The following is a 16602-nucleotide window of genomic DNA, read 5'->3' on the forward strand; positions in this document are numbered from 1 at the left end:
TTTTGCTAGTCTAGAGCCTTATTGAATATTTGTGAGACGAGTATAATCGGTTTAAAGCCAAGTAGCTGCCTTGCCCGACCTAAGTATAAAAAAACAGCATTTGTGTCGAGTTATAAAAACAGCAAACTCATCAGTTACATTTTCAATAAAATTAATATATTGATTCACATATCTTTTATTCTATTTATTTTTATAATTTTTTTTTATAAATACGATAATAATATTTCATCCAGACGGGTGCTCTAGGCTTCTTATCTTTGTTCCATTACAATCTTTATACCTATTTCTTACATTGTCGGGCTGAACACTTTGAATAACGAGTCTTCACAACTTCAGCGTGGCTTAAAGAACCGTCATATTCAGTTGATCGCCATGGGCGGTGCAATTGGCACAGGCTTATTCTTAGGTTCCGCACAGGTGATCCAATCTGCGGGTCCTTCTATTATTCTTGGCTATGCCATTGGTGGCTTAATTGCATTCTTAATCATGCGTCAATTGGGTGAGATGATTGTTCATGAACCTGTAGCAGGTTCATTCAGCCATTTTGCTTATAAATACTGGGGCAAATTCCCTGGTTTCCTTGCGGGTTGGAACTACTGGATCTTATATATCCTGGTGGCTATGACCGAGCTCACCGCCGTTGCAAAATATATTAATTACTGGTGGCCTCATATTCCTGCTTGGACCTCAGTCCTGTTTTTCTTCATCGTAATTACGCTGGTCAATCTCGGCAATGTGAAATTCTACGGTGAATCAGAATTCTGGCTGTCTATTGTGAAAGTGACTGCGGTCGTTTCTATGATTGTCTTTGGTCTCTATCTGATCCTGACTGCTGATGCATCTTCAGGAGCTTCTTTCAGCAACCTTTGGACAGCAGGCGGTTTCTTCCCGAATGGTTTTGAAGGCTTATTCTATATGCTGGCCTTCCTGATGTTTGCCTTCGGTGGGATTGAACTGATCGGGATGGCGGCAGCAGAAGCTGAAAATCCAGAAAAAACCATTCCAAAAGCGATTAATCAGGTCGTATTCCGTATTCTGGTATTCTATGTAGGTGCATTGACCATTCTATTGTCTTTAGTACCTTGGAATCAGTTAGAGCTTGGCGGCCTAGATAAAAGCCCGTTTGTGATGATCTTCAGCCAACTAGGCATTGACTGGGCAGCACATTTACTGAACTTCATCATCCTGACAGCGGCACTCTCTGTTTATAACAGTGGTATGTATGCCAATAGCCGTATGCTTTATGGTCTGGCACAGCAAGGTAATGCCCCTAAAATCTTCAAGACTGTGAACAAGCAAGGGGTGCCAATTCCTGCAGTTCTGTTCTCTGCCCTGCTGATTTTCGGCTGTGTACTCCTAAACTACTTTGTTCCTGAAGATGCCTTAAGTCACCTGATTTATGTGGTGGTAGGTGCATTGGTACTGAACTGGGCCATGATTAGCTTGACCCACTTCAAGTTTATGCAAAGCATGAAGCAGTTAGGACAAAAGACCAGTTTCCCTGCATTGTGGTCACCTGCAAGTAATATTCTGGTTTTAGCTTTCATTGCAACCATTCTTTACATCATGTGGACACAAGGCTTTAAAGAATCAGTACTGATGCTTCCGATCTGGGTAGTGATCATGTTTATTCTGTTTAAGGCACTGCGCCCTAAGAATTAATCAAAAAATCTTTTAATCGATGATTTTTAAAGTTATTGCTTCGGCAATAACTTTTTTTTTGCATTTTTTACAGTACAATAGCCTTCTTTCGCGCCCTTAGCTTAACTGGATAGAGCAGTTGCCTCCTAAGCGACCGACGTGGGTTCGAGTCCCGCAGGGCGCACCATCCTTTCAAAATGTGATCTATACTTCAAAAAATTAACGTTAATCTTCATATTTTTAGAATATTTTTTATACAAAAAATCATTTTTTCTCCATTATTTTATTTCTTTTACTTTCAAATACTTATTTTAAAATACAGTTATTTTTTGGTGCAAAAACTCTATTTTGGTGCTTTTTTAGACTAATTAGTTTTTTCTAGAGCATTTACTCTTATTTTAATTGTGCTATTTTTGTCACATGGAGTAACAAATGATTGCGGATAAATACCCGAAATCTCCAAGAATTTAATAAGTGCAAACAACAACGCTAGATATAAATTTGTACCTCAAGGAAAGACGTAAATGAAATTAAAAACATTAACTACTGCAATGATTCTTGCAACTGTGCCTATGACAGGCGCATTTGCAGCAGCACTAGATCGTTCAGGCCAATCTATTGCAGCCTTCCTACAACCTGGTAACTATTTTGAAGCAGGTATTTCTATATTAGATCCAGATGTTTCAGGCAAAGATAAAGCAGGTACATCTACTGGTGATATGGCAGGTGATTATTATTTCCCTTCTGCAGCTTTAAAGCTACAAGTAACTGATAATTTCTCTTTTGGTTTACTTTATGATCAGCCTTTTGGTGCTGATGCAGAATACTCTGGAAATAATTTATTTACTTCAAATGGCACCCAAACTGTTTTAGGTAATACTTTAGCAAACCCAGATGTAACTGGTGGTACTAAAGTTGAAGTAGACACTCAAAATCTTTCTTTTATTTTTGGTTTTCAACCAACTGAAAATTGGAATATTTATGCAGGTCCTGTTTATCAAACAGTGAAAGGTAATGTAAGTCTTCGTGGGGATATCTACAGCGCATTCAATGGCTATGATATGCAGATTAAAGAAGATGGTGATTTAGGTTGGTTAGCAGGTATTGCTTTTCAAATTCCAGAAATTGCACTTAAAGCATCTTTAACCTACCGCTCTGAAATTGATCACTCTGTAAGTGCTACTGAATCAATAGGTTTAGCAGATAATCTTGGTGCATTACGTGACGCTACCCTAACAAGTATTGGAGGACCACAAAATATTCCAAATTTACCACCTGCATTACAACAACAAATTGGTGGACTCATACTTGCAGCTAACGGCTTACAATCAGCAAATGCTACTCCTGGTAAAACTACGATTACTACGCCACAATCTGTGAATCTTGATCTTCAGTCAGGCATTATGGAAAATACTGTAGCTTTCTTGAATGTGCGTTGGGTAGAATGGTCTGATTTCTCAATCCGTCCTTATAAATTTGGTATAGCATCAGAAGCAGTTTCTCCATTAGTATCGAACCCACCAGGTTATGCTGGAGGTTTTAACCTAGTTGATTATTCAGATGACCAATGGTCTGCAACTGCAGGTGTTGGACGTAAGTTTAGTGAACAATGGGCAGGTAATGTCTCTGTAGGTTGGGACTCTGGCGCAGGTAACCCTGTATCAACTTTAGGACCAACTGAAGGCTATTGGAATGTTGGTCTAGGTCTACAATTTAGTCCTACACCTTCAACCTTTATTGCTGGTGGTGTGAAATATTTCTGGCTAGGTGATGCAGATGCTGTTACAGGTGCACATTCAGTCCCAGGTATGGATGCGAGTGCAGGTAAATTTGAAGATAATAATGCGATTGCTTATGGTTTAAAAATGGGCTACCGCTTCTAAGCGCTGATTAAATAAAAAACCACTTTCGAGTGGTTTTTTATTCTTTAACTCTAATTTTATACACTTGCATATCATTTGCTTGTTTTACAAGCAATTAATCCTGCTCCAAATATTAATTTTTTAAAATTTATCTTTTATTTTTATTTTCTTATTTATCATTTAGTTAATATAAAAATATAGTATAAATACTCTAAGCAACCCTTTTATTTAACCGCCTTAGTTCATTTCTTCGACAAAGCTGAGTATTTACTCTTTTTAAAATTATGTTACTTTTCCAGCACATTTTTGTTACAGATGGCATCAGGGAACGTACCATGAAGCTCAATAAAATTTATTCTGCTATTTTACTTAGCACTTTACCTCTTTCTGCAGTTCAAGCAGCTGGCCTAGACCGTTCTGGTCAATCTATTTCTGCTTTTTTACAGCCGGGTAATTATGCGGAAGCCGGTATTTCTGTTTTAGATCCAACTGTAAAAGGTTCTTCTACAGTAACTGGTTTAGAAGGCGAAAAAATCAGTGATATGGGTGAAGACTATTACTTCCCATCTGCAGCTATTAAAGTACAAGCGACCGATAAAATTTCATTAGGCTTGATTTATGATCAACCATTTGGTGCTGATGCAAAGTATTCTTCAGTTGCCGGATCATTCGGTAATGGTGCAGAGGGCACTTCTGTTGAAGTAGACACTCATAATATAACCGCTTTAATTGGCTACCAACCTACAGAAAACTGGAATTTTTATGTAGGTCCAGTCTGGCAAACAGTTGAAGCAAATATTAAGTTACGCGGCCTGGCATATGCAAAACCACCTACTGGCACATTAAGTGGTTATAATATTGAACTAGAACAAGAAGAAGCATGGGGCTGGTTAGCAGGATTTGCTTATCAAATTCCAGAAATTGCTTTAAAAGCAGGTGTTACCTATCGTTCAGAAATCAAACATAGTGCCAAATCTACAGAAACATATAATTTAATTCCAGGCTTTGCTGATATAAATGAAGTAGATGCGATAACGCCACAATCAGTTAATATTGACTTACAAAGTGGAATTTCACCTAATACACTAGCTTTTGCAAATTTACGTTGGGTACATTGGGATAACTTTGTTGTAACCCCTAAATTCTTAGCTAATACCACTGCAGCATTAGGTGCGAAACAAAATCTAATTGATTATTCTGATGACCAATATTCAGCAACTTTGGGTTTAGGTCATAAGTTCAATGCTAAATGGTCTGGTACAGCAGCGGTTGGGTACGATTCTGGTGCAGGTAACCCGGTTACTACTCTTGGCCCAACTGAAGGTTACTGGAGTGTAGGCATGGGCGGTCAGTACAGCCCTGCCGAAAACTATTTTATCCAAGCTGGTGTTAAATATTTCTGGTTAGGTGATGCACAAGCACAAACTGGTGGGATTGTTAAAGCTAATTTCGAGAATAACTATGCTCTTGGCTATGGTATGAAAATCGGCTATCGCTTCTAATCAAGCAAATTCATAAACAAAGGGCGCTATAAGCGCCCTTTGTTTTATTTCACAAACTTAAAAATTAAGCTGGAATATCACGTACGGAAGCATTACGAATTGCTTCTTTTAACGCATCATAACCATGAATTGCTGGGAATTGCGGGAATTCAGCAATCACATTTTCAGGCGCATCAAATAGGAAACCATGATCTGCTTCACCTAGCATCGTGGTATCATTATAAGAATCTCCTGCTGCAATCACACGGAAGTTCAAGCCATGTAATGCTTTTACGGCTTGACGTTTTTGGTCCGGCTGACGAAGTTTATAAGCAGTGATCATGCCCTCTTCATCAGTTTCCAGCTTATGACAGAAAATCGTTGGCCAGCCTAGTTGCTTCATTAGAGGATGAGCAAATTCATAGAAAGTGTCAGACAGAATAATCAGCTGAAAATGAGTACTTACCCATTCTACAAATTCCTTGGCGCCTTCAAATGGCCCCATATCCGCAATCACAGCCTGGATATCATTTAGACCCAAACCATGCTGTTTTAAAATATTCAAACGCTGGGTCATCAACACATCATAGTCAGGAATATCACGTGTCGTTGCTTCGAGCTCTTTAATACCTGTTTTTTTAGCAAAATTGATCCAGATTTCTGGAACCAAAACGCCCTCTAGATCTAGACATACGACTTCCATGAAGCATCCCCTCAGTTGTATTGAAAAAATTTTGCCCTATCATAGCTGAAGAAAAAGATTTTGCACTGTTCTTTTTTAAATCTGTTTTTTTCATAAGTATTTATTTTTTAGTGATAAGTAGCTTTGGGCATTTCTATTAAAATAGAATAAATCTGAAATAAATTCATATAGGCCACGTCATTTCCAAGCCTATGCCGCCAGGACTCATATGACCAAAATCCCCACTATTGCTATGGTAGATGCGCTTGCATCTGAATATGCAGATAAATCACCAAGTGAAATTTTAGCGCTTGCTCTCGAGCAGGAAGGCGAAATTGCCATTTCATTTTCTGGTGCAGAAGATGTTGTACTGATTGATATGGCATCTAATTTAGGTAAACCTTTCCGGGTATTTAGCCTGGATACAGGGCGTCTGCATGCTGAGACTTATCAATTTATTGAAAAAGTTCGCCAGCACTATAATATTGATATCGAAATCTGTTTCCCGGAAACAGATGCGATTCAACAACTGACGACTGAAAAAGGTTTGTTCAGTTTCTACCGTGACGGCCATCAGGAATGTTGCGGAATCCGCAAGGTGCAACCTTTACGCAAAAAACTGGCAACTTTAGATGGCTGGATTACCGGTCAGCGTAAAGACCAAAGCCCGGGAACACGTAATGACATTCCAGTGGTTCAATCTGATGAAGGTTTTTCTGGTCCAGGCAAACAGCTGATTAAATATAATCCCCTTGCCAACTGGTCTAGTGCAGATGTGTGGAATTATATCCGAATGATGGAAATTCCATACAACTCACTACATGAAAAAGGTTTTATCTCCATTGGCTGTGAACCTTGTACCCGTCCTGTGCTGCCAAATCAGCATGAACGTGAAGGACGCTGGTGGTGGGAAGAAGCCACCCATAAAGAATGTGGCTTGCATGCCGGGAACTTGAAAAAATAATCTTAAAAAACCATCCGTTCGTCGGGTGGTTTTTTTGTGAACCAATCGGCTACAGAAAAATCAGTACCTTTATGCGACAAAATCGCTATACTTTGTAATGTGATACCAATAATTCTAACAAGGTTGCTTATACATGAGCAGCTGAAGAAAATGCAGTGAGGCAATCTACGCTATGCGTCCATTACATCCGATTGACTTTATTTTTTTGTCTTTAGAGAAACGGCAGCAGCCTATGCATGTAGGCGGGTTATTTTTGTTTCAAATTCCTGACAATGCACCAGCCTCTTTTATCCGGGATCTGGTGACTGATATTCGCAATTCCAAATCCTCACCGATTCCTCCATTTAATAACTATTTAAACGGTTTATTTTGGGATGAAGATGAAGAGTTTGATTTAGATCATCATTTTCGTCATATTGCCTTACCGAAACCTGGGCGTATCCGCGAGCTGCTGACTTATATTTCCCAAGAACACAGCGCACTGATTGACCGTGCTAAACCTTTATGGACCTGTAATATTATTGAAGGCATTGAAGGCAACCGTTTTGCCATGTACTTCAAGATTCACCATGCGATGGTAGATGGTATTGCAGGCATGCGTCTGGTAGAAAAATCACTTTCCCATGATCCACATGCGAAAAGTATTGTGCCACCTTGGTGTGTAGAAGGTCCACGAGCAAAACGTCTGAAAGCGCCGAAAGTCAGCCGCATGAAGAATGTGTTACAGGCGATTAAAGGCCAGCTGGAATGTACGCCACGAGTGGCTTATGAATTATCACAAACCGTACTAAAAGATATGGGGCGTAATCCGGATTATGTGTCCAGCTTTCAGGCACCAAGTTCTATTTTAAATCAGCGTGTCAGTGCCTCTCGTCGTTTCGCAGCCCAATCTTTTGAGTTCTCGCGTCTGCGTCATATTTCTAAAGCTTTAGGTGTAACGATTAATGATATCGTGTTAGCGATCTGTTCAGGTGCCTTACGCGAATATTTACTCACACAAAATGCCTTGCCGAAAAAACCATTAATTGCAATGGTGCCCGCTTCTGTACGTAGCGATGACTCCGATGTTTCCAACCGTATTACCATGATTCTGGCGAATCTGGGCACGCATAAGGATGATCCTTTGGAGCGTCTTAAAACGGTACGTCGCAGTGTACTCAGTGCTAAAGAACGCTTTAAGCGCATGAATGCCAATCAGATTCTGAACTATAGTGCTTTTGTCTACGGTCTTGCAGGATTCAATATTGCATCTGGCTTAATGCCAAAACGTCAGGCATTTAACGTGATCATTTCCAATGTCCCTGGTCCTCAGGAACCTCTGTACTGGAATGGCGCACGTTTGGAAGCCTTATATCCGGCTTCGATTGTACTGGATGGACAGGCACTGAATATCACCATGACCAGTTATATGGACAAGCTTGAAGTAGGTCTTACTGCTTGCCGTAATGCTCTACCCAAAATGCAGAATCTATTGACTCATCTTGAAGAAGAAATTCAACGCTTCGAACGGATTGTGGATGGTGAACCCGTCCCAAAGTTGAAAGCGGTCAGTTAGCCGCGGACGAATAAAATCTGGCAATGGACTGCTAAAAAGTGTGTGAGCACTTTTGCCAATCATTTAGTAAAAAATAAAGGGGCAATTTAAGCCCCTTTATTTTATTCTTTTTACAGTTTGAATGAAATTCATACAACCGCAATCTATTTTGGTTTAATTAACTTTTAATAGTACGACATTGTTTCAATAACTGATGGCAGACAGAGCGAATCATAGAAGCTGTAATCTGAACTTCATTCCCGCGTTCATCCACAATATATCCTGCATGCACAGCCTTTGGTTCTAATACGTGTTTCAAGCTTTTATTGATTACAACTTTACTCATACTCATCATAGACTCCTTTTGCTAAGCCTAGAACTGGGAGAAAGGCTTTGGCTAATTTGATGTTTCTAGTATTGTAAATATCAGTAGAGTTGTAAAATTTCAGATGTAACAAGTGTTTAACGATATTCTGTTACAATTTCAGCTGAGAATGATATCGTATTGCTCTTGCGTGTATAAATTTTCGACCTGGAATTTAATTACACGATTAATAAAGTGTTCCAGATCCGCCACAGCCGGTGCTTCTGCAGTCAACAGCCGATCAATCACTGCCGGATGGGCAACGACAGTAAAGCCACTCTGTGATTCATAAGCGCGAGCATAGCGTAGGATTTCCCGAAAGATTTCGTAACACACTGATTCTGCTGTTTTCACATATCCACGTCCCTGACAGGTTGGACAGGACTCGCATAACAAGTGTTCCAAAGACTCACGGGTACGCTTACGCGTCATCTCTACTAGCCCCAGTTCAGACACCTGGGTGATCTTGGTTTTGGCATGATCACGTTCCAGCATTTTCACAAACTGGTTCATCACCTCTTCACGGTGCTGGGCTTCCTGCATGTCAATGAAGTCGATGATGATAATACCGCCCAGATTACGCAGACGCAGCTGACGTGCAATCACCTGTGTGGCTTCCATATTGGTTTTAAACACCGTATCTTCCAGCGAGCGACCACCGACATAGGAGCCGGTATTGACGTCAATCGTAGTCATGGCTTCGGTCTGATCAATCATCAGATAACCACCGGACTTCAGTGCTACACGGGTTTGTAAAGCCTTTTGCAGATCTTCTTCGACATTGTACAAATCGAAAATTGGTCGCTCGCCCGGATAATGTAGCAAACGGTCTTTCATGTTCGGCACGAACTCATCCACAAACTCTTTCAGCTTGCCGTGGATTTCGCGTGAATCGATATAGATCTTTCCGGTTTCTTCATTAGCCAGGTCACGAATGACACGCTGTGGCAAAGGCAGTTCTTCAAAGATCAATGAAGGCACTGCGATTACTTTTTGTTTGCGCTGGATGTATTCCCACAGTTTGGCTAAGTAAGCCATATCCTGTGCAATCGCCTCTTCTTCAATGCCATCCGCAGCAGTACGGACAATCACGGAGCCTGGCAACTTGTGTTCTGCCTGAATACGCTCAATGATCGAGCGTAAACGATTGCGTTCATCTTCGGATTCAATCCGCTGCGATACACCAATATGATTGCCATATGGCATCAGAACTAAATAACGTGAAGGAATAGAAAGATCAGTAGATAGACGTGCGCCCTTGGTACCGAGCATGTCTTTCATCACCTGAACGGTAAGAATCAGACCCGGCTGCAGCAGTTCGAATACATTCGGCGTTGGCTGGTTACGTGGCCAGACCATGTCATTGATATGCAAAAATGCCGTTCTGGACAGGCCAATATCAACAAAAGCGGCCTGCATGCCCGGCAAGACCCGGACCACTTTTCCTTTATAGATATTCCCGACCAATCCGCGCTTGGCCGTACGCTCGACAAACAGTTCATTCACCGTGCCGTTTTCAATCAACGCCACCCGACATTCCATCGGTGTGACGTTAATCAACAACTCGTCAGACATAACAACACTCAAAACATTATAAGAATTCTTTTTCAGCAGTTAATTTAGTGCCTTAACCGTCTGCAATAACTGTACTGTTTCATATAGTGGCAATCCCACTACATTAGAATAACTACCTTCTATTCTTGGAATATAACGCGCTGCAATTCCCTGTATTGCATAGGCGCCTGCTTTCCCAAGCGGCTCACCTGTTGCCCAGTAACTTTCCATATCATGGCTATTTAGTGGCTGAAATTCAACCTGTGTACGGACTACTATACTGTATTTTTCTTCTTTTGTGCGGACGCACACCCCAGTATACACATCATGCCATCTCCCTGAAATTTTTTCCCACATTTCAAAGGCATGCTGTTTGGATTCAGGTTTCCCCAAAATCTCATTATTAACACCTAAACTGGTATCCGCAGCAATAATAATGGCATCCGGAAACAGCTTGGCCACCGCTTCCGCTTTGACTTGCGCCAGACGTTCGACATAGGCTGCAATGGACTCATTTTCCAGTATAGATTCGTCTACATCTGGGTTACAGATCTCAAAGTTCAGCCCGAGTTGCTGCAGAAGTTCACGGCGTCGGGGTGAGCTGGAAGCAAGAATTAAATGCGCCATTTTCTCAAAAAGTAATAAAGCACTGGCCATATGATGACACTAGTCAGCATGGGAATCCAATGTCGTGCAAATGAGAATTGTACGCCGGTCGAAATCTGGGCAAAGAAAATAATCATCAAATGTGCCAGAATCGCAATTGCCGTAATGACCCATAAATTAGCAAAGGTCAGAATACGGCGCTCACGGGTCAGGAAACGTGCCACAAAAGCAATGATGATAAAGCTAAGTGCATTGAGACCTAAAGGCGCATCAAGCAGTAAATCAATGAAGATCCCGGTAGCAAATGCAAACCAGATTCCACACCAGGTCGGCTGACACAACACCCAGAACAGCATGACCATTAACATAAATAATGGACGCCATCCCGAGGTCTCGTAAGACAGTGGATAGACTGAGAGAACAGAAGCCACGATCACCGAAATGACAATGGCAAATAAAGGATCACGATGTGTTTTAGGTCGCATCTTAGCGATTGACATGCGGTTGCTCCATCGCTAATGAGTCAGAGAACAGCACGACGACATGATGACCACCGGCCAACTGTGCCGCTGGAGTAACATCAATCTGGGCAAATTCTCCTGAATTATGCCGTTTCACGTTAGAGACCGTCCCCACCAGATAACCTGCCGGAAAATGCTGTCCCAGACCCGAGCTGTAAACTTTTTCACCAACTTTGATATTGGCGCTGGTCGGTACATATTCCATTTTCAGGCGTCCCAGATCCCCGGTCCCTGACACAATGGCACGCATGCCGGTATGTTCCAGACGTACAGACAAGGAGTGTTCTTTATCAGAGAGCAGCATGACCCGGCTACTATGCGGATAGACATCAATAATCTGTCCCATAATCCCCATGTCATCCAGTACGGTCTGACCGACTTTCAGCTTATTATTGGAACCACGGTTGATCACGATGATATGGCGCAACGGATCAGCATCGGTACCAATGACCTCAGCAATTTCCATACGTCCATCAAGAATCAGAGGGGTATCTAAAAGACCGCGTAAACGAGTATTTTCTGCAGAAAGTTCTGCAATTTTTTGTAGGCGAACTTGCGCCTGCAATAGCTCAGCCTGCATCGCGGTATTTTCACGACGCAGTTGCGCTTCAGATTTGGTTTGTTGATTCAGCCATTCTCGCGACAGTACCGGATAGCTGGCCACGGCATAAATGGGGTTATAGGCCGCGTACAAGACATCCCTTGCAGGTTGAACAACATGTGGCATGCGCCAGTCAAAGAACAGCACCACCAGACATGTTATCAGTGCAATGATAAAAGAGCGAAAAGATGGCGGTTGTCGAGAAAACAGATGTGCTTGCACCCGCCGAATCCTTGTCTTAGCCTACAAATAACATGTCATGATTTGGATTGTCGAAGAATTCGAGTACCTTACCACCACCACGAGTCACGCAAGACAGTGGATCTTCAGCAACCACCACAGGCAGACCTGTTTCTTTGGCAAGCAGCTTGTCCAGGTTACGCAGCAATGCACCACCACCGGTCAACACGATCCCGCGTTCAGCGATGTCAGAAGACAGTTCAGGAGGTGTCTGTTCCAGTGCAGATTTCACCGCAGACACGATGTTTTGTAGTGGATCAGAAATCGCTTGAGTGACTTCATCCGAGTTCACCACAATCGCACGAGGCACACCTTCAGCCAGGTTACGGCCACGGACTTCAATTTCCAGTGGTTTTGCACCTTCATCTGGAAGTGCCATGCCAACTTCTTTTTTGATCACTTCAGCTGTGGTTTCACCGATCACGCAACCATGTGCCTTACGTACGTAGTTGATGATCTGTTCATCAAATACATCACCGCCAATACGCAGCGAGTCTGCATATACACAGCCCTGTAATGAAATTACTGCAATCTCAGTTGTACCGCCGCCCACATCAACAACCATCGAACCACACGCCTGCTCAACCGGCATGCCTGCACCAATTGCAGCTGCCATCGGCTCTTCAATCAGACGTACTTCACGTGCACCCGCATTATAAACTGCTTCACGGATCGCACGGCGTTCAACCAGTGTCGATTTACATGGCACGCAAACCACCACGCGTGGCGCTGGCGGGAATAAACGTTTTTCGTGTACCTTACCAATGAACTGATTTAACATGGTTTCGGTCACTTCGAAATCCGCAATCACGCCATCTTTCATCGGACGGATTGCAGAAATATTTGCTGGGGTACGACCAAGCATTTGTTTCGCGTCAAGACCTACGGCAGCAACAATTTTATGTGAACCACTGTGACGGATGGCTACAACCGTCGGTTCATTTAATATAATGCCTCGTCCTGGCGCATAAATAAGTGTATTTGCAGTACCTAAATCAATAGCGAGATCTGGCGAAAACAAGCCTATTAGTCGTTTTAGAATCACGGGGACGTTCTCAGTTAAACTTTATATGGACGCAAGGTGGCCACTTTAACTAAATGTGATGATTTGGACAAGTCAATCGCTTATCATAACGCATGATAATTTGAATTTTTTTAATACTGATTAGGTAATATTATGTCTACATCGGATGCACAGTCTTCTGCAGATTTAAATGCAGAAACAGTTTCAGCTATTGCCAACCTCGCAAGGTTATCTCTTAATGATACGCAATCTGCTGAATATGCTCAAAGTTTAAATAAAATTTTAGGCATGATGGAAACCCTGAAAGGCATCGATACTGACGGTGTTGAACCACTGAAAAGTCCTTTCGACCACCCACAGCCTTTACGTGAAGATGTCGTGTCGGAAAGCAATCATCGTGAGGAATACCAAGCAGTTGCACCTGCTGTACAGGATGGTTTGTATCTCGTCCCACGCGTGATTGAGTAATTACTACCCAGTTCATTCTTTTTATTAAATTAAACGTAAAGAATTATTTCTCATGACAGATTTACACCGCTTATCCATTCGTGAACTGACTGAAGGTTTGGCAAATGCTCAATTTTCATCCCGCGAATTGACTCAACACTATTTAAAGCGCATCGAAAAAATTGATGCACAAGTCAAAGCTTATGTGACCGTGACTGCTGAACAGGCATTAGCTCAAGCTGATGCTGCCGATGCTGCAATCAAAGCTGGCAATGCCACTGCCCTGACTGGCGTGCCCATTGCACATAAAGATATCTTCTGTACCCAAGGCATTAAAACCACTGCCGGTTCTAAAATGCTGGACAATTTTATCTCTCCTTACGACGCGACCGTTGTAGCGAAAGGTAAAGCTGCGGGCTTAGTCACACTTGGTAAAGTGAACATGGACGAATTCGCCATGGGTTCAACTTCCGAGTCATCTTACTTTGGCGCGACCAAAAACCCTTGGGCACTAGATCACGTTCCAGGCGGTTCTTCAGGTGGTTCTGCTGCGGTTGTGGCTGCTGATCTAGCACCTTTTGCAACCGGTACGGATACCGGTGGTTCAATCCGTCAACCAGCATCTTTCTGTGGTCTGACTGGTTTAAAACCGACTTATGGCCGTGTATCACGTTTTGGTATGATCGCGTATGCATCATCTTTGGACCAAGGCGGCCCAATGGCACGTTCAGCTGAAGACTGTGCTTATCTGATGAATGTCATGGCCGGTCATGATGCCAAAGACTCAACTTCAATGGACAAAGACGTTGATGACTACGTTGCCAACCTGAACGGCACTTCTGTGAAAGGCTTGCGTATTGGTATTCCAAAACAGTACTTCAATGTTGAAGGTCTGGATGCAGACGTTAAAGCACGTGTTGAAGAATCACTGAAAAAACTGGAAGAAATGGGCGCCATTCTGGTTGAGATTGATCTCAACATGACTGAAGCTTATGTTCCAACCTACTACCTGATCGCACCTGCTGAAGCATCTTCGAACCTGTCTCGTTATGATGGCGTACGTTATGGCTACCGTTGTGAAGAGCCGAAAGATCTACTCGACCTTTACAAACGCTCTCGTTCAGAAGGTTTTGGTGCTGAAGTTCAACGTCGTATCCTGATTGGTACTTATGCCCTGTCTGCCGGTTATTACGATGCTTATTATGTGAAAGCTCAAAAAGTACGTCGCTTAATTCAACAAGATTTCTTGAAAGCATTCGAGCAAGTCGATGTGATCGCTGCGCCTTCTGCACCGACTACTGCATACCGCATCGGTGCCAACCTGTCTCCAGTGGAAATGTACTTAGGTGATATCTACACTATCGCGGTAAACCTTGCAGGTCTTCCTGCGATTAACGCGCCTGTTGGTTTTGACAAAGACAACTTGCCAGTTGGCTTACAGTTGATTGGTAACTACTGGTCAGAATCTCAATTGTTGTCTGTGGTACATCAGTATCAACAAGCAACCGATTGGCATACTAAACGCGCTGCAATTGCTGAGGAGAATGCATAATGGCTAAAAACGCTGCTAAACCAAAATCTAACCTGATTGACGGTTGGGAAGTCGTTATTGGTATCGAGATTCACACTCAGCTTGCGACTAAATCTAAAATCTTCTCTGGTTCTTCTACCGAGTTTGGTAATGATCCAAACACTCAGGCGAGCCTTGTAGACCTTGCGATGCCGGGCGTATTGCCAGTATTGAATAAAGAAGTCGTTGATCTTGCGATTCGCTTTGGTCTGGGTATCGATGCGTATATCGATCAGGCTTCTGTATTTGCACGTAAAAACTACTTCTACCCGGATTCTCCAAAAGGCTATCAGATCAGTCAGATGGACAACCCGATTGTGGGCTTGGGTCATATCGACATCCAGCTTGAAGATGGCACAGTAAAACGCATTGGCGTGACCCGTGCTCACCTTGAAGAAGATGCTGGTAAATCCATCCACGACCAGTTCGAAGGCATGTCAGGTATCGACTTGAACCGTGCAGGCACACCTTTACTTGAGATTGTATCTGAACCTGATATGCGTTCGGTTGAAGAAGCCGTGGCTTACATCAAGGCGATTCACACGCTGGTACGCTGGTTAGGTATTTCTGACGGCAACATGGCAGAAGGTTCGTTCCGTGCCGACTGTAACGTGTCTTTACGTCGTCCAGGTCAACCATTCGGTACACGTTGTGAATTGAAAAACCTGAACTCATTCCGTTTCATTGAACAGGCGATCAATGTTGAAATTGAACGTCAAATGGAAATTCTGGAATGGGACGGCACCATCGACCAGGAAACTCGTTTATTCGACCCTGTGAAGATGGAAACCCGTTCAATGCGTTCTAAGGAAGAAGCGAACGATTACCGCTATTTCCCTGATCCAGATCTGTTGCCTGTGGTGATTCCAGATGCGCAAATCGAAGCGATTAAAGCGCAAATGCCTGAGCTGCCTGCGGCACGTCGTGCGCGTTTCGTGGCTGACTTCGGTGTGACTGAGTATGATGCTCACGTACTGACACTGACTCGTGAAATGTCAGAGTTCTACGAAGAAGTGGTGAAAGCTGCTGGTGGCGCTGCGCAAGGTAAGATTGCTGCGAACTGGGTGATGGGTGAATTCTCAGGTGCTTTAAATAAAGCTGGCCTAGACCTTGCTGACTCTCCTGTGTCGAGTGAGAAACTGGGTGGCATGATTGCACGTATTGTTGATAACACCATTAGCGGTAAGATCGCGAAACAGGTGTTTGGCTTTATGTGGGAAGAAGGCAAAACTGCGGACGAAATTATTGCGGAAAAAGGCTTGAAACAGGAAACTGATACAGGCGCGATTGAAGCAATTATTAAGGAAGTACTTGCTGCTAACGAAAAGATGGTGGAAGAGTATAAATCTGGTAAAGAGAAAGCTTTCAACGGTCTGGTGGGTCAAGTGATGAAAGCATCACGTGGTAAGGCGAACCCTGCTCAAGTGAATGAACTGATGAAGAAATTGATTGGTTGATCTGATCTTTATTTAAAAGAAAACCCGCCTTAGAGCTAATGCCAGTCAGTTAAG

At 42.8% G+C, this 16602-nt stretch carries 15 protein-coding genes and 1 tRNA gene; 9 read left to right on the top strand and 7 right to left on the bottom strand.

Features of this window, described 5'->3' with window-relative positions:
- Window positions 1-309: 309 nt before the first annotated feature.
- From G5T77_RS16135 to G5T77_RS16150, 4 genes are all read left to right on the top strand, one after another.
- The gene (locus G5T77_RS16135; RefSeq protein WP_166139632.1) at window positions 310-1662 is read left to right on the top strand and encodes an amino acid permease; all 1353 of its coding nucleotides are present in this window, start codon (window positions 310-312) and stop codon (window positions 1660-1662) included.
- Between the two features lie 90 nt (window positions 1663-1752).
- Window positions 1753-1828: transfer RNA gene (locus G5T77_RS16140), tRNA-Arg, on the top strand.
- A gap of 337 nt (window positions 1829-2165) precedes the next feature.
- Window positions 2166-3524, top strand: a complete 1359-nt coding sequence (locus G5T77_RS16145; protein ID WP_166139631.1) for an outer membrane protein transport protein — start codon at window positions 2166-2168, stop codon at window positions 3522-3524.
- Between the two features lie 314 nt (window positions 3525-3838).
- Window positions 3839-5005, top strand: coding sequence for a transporter (locus G5T77_RS16150; RefSeq protein ID WP_166139630.1), 1167 nt, complete (start codon window positions 3839-3841; stop codon window positions 5003-5005).
- A gap of 64 nt (window positions 5006-5069) precedes the next feature.
- On the opposite strand, the gene thrH is transcribed toward G5T77_RS16150, so the two are convergent.
- On the bottom strand, window positions 5070-5687 hold the full coding sequence (thrH, locus tag G5T77_RS16155; protein WP_166139629.1) for a bifunctional phosphoserine phosphatase/homoserine phosphotransferase ThrH: 618 nt from the start codon (window positions 5685-5687) through the stop codon (window positions 5070-5072).
- Window positions 5688-5895: 208 nt separating this feature from the next.
- Between thrH and G5T77_RS16160 the strand changes: the two genes are divergently transcribed.
- Complete coding sequence (locus tag G5T77_RS16160; RefSeq protein WP_166139628.1) at window positions 5896-6630, top strand: phosphoadenylyl-sulfate reductase; 735 nt, start codon at window positions 5896-5898, stop codon at window positions 6628-6630.
- A 172-nt stretch (window positions 6631-6802) separates the two neighbouring features.
- A complete protein-coding gene (locus G5T77_RS16165) occupies window positions 6803-8185 on the top strand; it encodes a wax ester/triacylglycerol synthase family O-acyltransferase (protein ID WP_166139627.1) in 1383 nt (460 codons plus the stop codon).
- A gap of 157 nt (window positions 8186-8342) precedes the next feature.
- On the opposite strand, the gene G5T77_RS16170 is transcribed toward G5T77_RS16165, so the two are convergent.
- The 6 genes from G5T77_RS16170 to G5T77_RS16195 form a co-directional block, all read right to left on the bottom strand.
- Window positions 8343-8516: a PA1571 family protein gene (locus G5T77_RS16170; protein WP_004783090.1), complete on the bottom strand. Its 174-nt coding sequence runs from the start codon at window positions 8514-8516 to the stop codon at window positions 8343-8345.
- 132 nt (window positions 8517-8648) lie between these two features.
- The gene (gene rng, locus G5T77_RS16175; protein WP_166139626.1) at window positions 8649-10103 is read right to left on the bottom strand and encodes a ribonuclease G; all 1455 of its coding nucleotides are present in this window, start codon (window positions 10101-10103) and stop codon (window positions 8649-8651) included.
- Window positions 10104-10142: 39 nt separating this feature from the next.
- A complete protein-coding gene (locus tag G5T77_RS16180; protein ID WP_166139625.1) occupies window positions 10143-10709 on the bottom strand; it encodes a Maf family nucleotide pyrophosphatase in 567 nt (188 codons plus the stop codon).
- Window positions 10697-11188, bottom strand: a complete 492-nt coding sequence (mreD, locus tag G5T77_RS16185; RefSeq protein ID WP_166139624.1) for a rod shape-determining protein MreD — start codon at window positions 11186-11188, stop codon at window positions 10697-10699. The genes G5T77_RS16180 and mreD overlap by 13 nt, the downstream gene beginning before the upstream one ends.
- Window positions 11175-12032, bottom strand: a complete 858-nt coding sequence (gene mreC, locus G5T77_RS16190; protein ID WP_166139623.1) for a rod shape-determining protein MreC — start codon at window positions 12030-12032, stop codon at window positions 11175-11177. The genes mreD and mreC overlap by 14 nt, the downstream gene beginning before the upstream one ends.
- 16 nt (window positions 12033-12048) lie before the next feature.
- Window positions 12049-13095, bottom strand: coding sequence for a rod shape-determining protein (locus G5T77_RS16195; RefSeq protein WP_005234480.1), 1047 nt, complete (start codon window positions 13093-13095; stop codon window positions 12049-12051).
- Window positions 13096-13227: 132 nt separating this feature from the next.
- Here G5T77_RS16195 and gatC point away from each other — a divergent pair, with 132 nt between their 5' ends.
- The 3 genes from gatC to gatB are packed head-to-tail and all read left to right on the top strand — an operon-like array spanning window position 13228 to window position 16548.
- Complete coding sequence (gene gatC / locus G5T77_RS16200; protein ID WP_005234479.1) at window positions 13228-13542, top strand: Asp-tRNA(Asn)/Glu-tRNA(Gln) amidotransferase subunit GatC; 315 nt, start codon at window positions 13228-13230, stop codon at window positions 13540-13542.
- A gap of 52 nt (window positions 13543-13594) precedes the next feature.
- Complete coding sequence (gene gatA / locus G5T77_RS16205; RefSeq protein ID WP_166139622.1) at window positions 13595-15073, top strand: Asp-tRNA(Asn)/Glu-tRNA(Gln) amidotransferase subunit GatA; 1479 nt, start codon at window positions 13595-13597, stop codon at window positions 15071-15073.
- On the top strand, window positions 15073-16548 hold the full coding sequence (gene gatB / locus G5T77_RS16210) for an Asp-tRNA(Asn)/Glu-tRNA(Gln) amidotransferase subunit GatB (RefSeq protein ID WP_034703392.1): 1476 nt from the start codon (window positions 15073-15075) through the stop codon (window positions 16546-16548). Before gatA ends, gatB begins: the two co-directional genes overlap by 1 nt.
- Window positions 16549-16602 lie beyond the last annotated feature (54 nt).

Origin of the sequence: Acinetobacter sp. GFQ9D191M, assembly GCF_011174875.1 — a bacterium.
Classification (GTDB): domain Bacteria; phylum Pseudomonadota; class Gammaproteobacteria; order Pseudomonadales; family Moraxellaceae; genus Acinetobacter.

Bases quoted from the DNA above. Each gene is read 5' to 3' on its own strand.
- G5T77_RS16145 (WP_166139631.1), top strand. From the start codon at position 2,166: ATGAAATTAAAAACATTAACTACTGCAATGATTCTTGCAACTGTGCCT.
- G5T77_RS16150 (WP_166139630.1), top strand. From the start codon at position 3,839: ATGAAGCTCAATAAAATTTATTCTGCTATTTTACTTAGCACTTTACCT.
- thrH (WP_166139629.1), bottom strand. From the start codon at position 5,687: ATGGAAGTCGTATGTCTAGATCTAGAGGGCGTTTTGGTTCCAGAAATC.
- G5T77_RS16160 (WP_166139628.1), top strand. From the start codon at position 5,896: ATGACCAAAATCCCCACTATTGCTATGGTAGATGCGCTTGCATCTGAA.
- G5T77_RS16165 (WP_166139627.1), top strand. From the start codon at position 6,803: ATGCGTCCATTACATCCGATTGACTTTATTTTTTTGTCTTTAGAGAAA.
- G5T77_RS16170 (WP_004783090.1), bottom strand. From the start codon at position 8,516: ATGAGTATGAGTAAAGTTGTAATCAATAAAAGCTTGAAACACGTATTA.
- rng (WP_166139626.1), bottom strand. From the start codon at position 10,103: ATGTCTGACGAGTTGTTGATTAACGTCACACCGATGGAATGTCGGGTG.
- G5T77_RS16180 (WP_166139625.1), bottom strand. From the start codon at position 10,709: ATGGCGCATTTAATTCTTGCTTCCAGCTCACCCCGACGCCGTGAACTT.
- mreD (WP_166139624.1), bottom strand. From the start codon at position 11,188: ATGTCAATCGCTAAGATGCGACCTAAAACACATCGTGATCCTTTATTT.
- gatC (WP_005234479.1), top strand. From the start codon at position 13,228: ATGTCTACATCGGATGCACAGTCTTCTGCAGATTTAAATGCAGAAACA.
- gatA (WP_166139622.1), top strand. From the start codon at position 13,595: ATGACAGATTTACACCGCTTATCCATTCGTGAACTGACTGAAGGTTTG.
- gatB (WP_034703392.1), top strand. From the start codon at position 15,073: ATGGCTAAAAACGCTGCTAAACCAAAATCTAACCTGATTGACGGTTGG.